Annotated in this window: 2 pseudogenes; both read right to left on the reverse strand. The window is 70.2% G+C overall.

Going from position 1 to position 803, the window contains the following annotated elements:
- Window positions 1–318, reverse strand: a pseudogene (locus tag Vqi01_RS30380) (arginine--tRNA ligase); the annotation flags it as partial.
- 125 nt (window positions 319–443) lie between these two features.
- Window positions 444–803: pseudogene (locus Vqi01_RS30385) on the reverse strand (glutamate--tRNA ligase); the annotation flags it as partial.

Consider the following 803-nt stretch of genomic DNA (forward strand, 5'->3'; position numbering starts at 1 on the left):
GCTGGGCGCGACGCCGAGCCGGGCGTCGGCGGCCATGGCCGACAGCAGCGTGTCGAGCGCCGGGTCGGCGACCGTCAGGTTGATGAACCCCGGACCGGACACCACCACGGCCGAGCAGAGGTCCGCCAACTCCGCCCGACCGACGACCTCGGCGGCGATGTCCCGCGGCGGGCGACCGAGCCGACGCGCCAGGGACAGCGCCGCATCCGACTGGTAGTCCGCGTGCTGCGAGCGCCGCACGACCGGATCGACCGGTCCGCCGGCCACCGCCGAAAACGCCTCGGCCAGCCGGTCGGCCAGCAATTTCTCAAGATTCATGGGTACGCCAATCTCGCTCCGATCCGCCTCGAACAGGCAGGCGGATCTGCCGGGAAATGCTCGGGAAGCGGATCGATTGACGACCAGAATGACCGGCGGATCGATCCGCCGGACGCAAAAGGGGGTCAGCTCAGGCGGTCGAGGGCGGCTCGCAGGCGAGCCACGGTTCGCTCACGTCCGAGGATCTCGATCGACTCGAACAGCGGCAGCCCGACGCTGCGGCCGGTCACCGCGACTCGAACCGGTGCCTGCGCCTTGCCGAGCTTGAGCCCTCGCCCGGCGCCGATCGCCTCCAGCGAGGCCTTGAGCGCCTCGGCCTGCCACTCGCACGTCTCATATGCCTCGACCATGGCGGCCAGCAGTGCTGGGGCGTCGGCTTTCATGGCCTTCGCCCACGCCGCCTCATCAGCGACCGGCTCGTCGAGGAACAGGAAGTCGACCATCGGCACGATCTCGGAGAGCACCGCGATCCGGGTCTGCGCCAG

This window comes from Micromonospora qiuiae, assembly GCF_016863555.1.
In the GTDB taxonomy this organism is placed as follows: Bacteria; Actinomycetota; Actinomycetes; order Mycobacteriales; family Micromonosporaceae; genus Micromonospora; species Micromonospora qiuiae.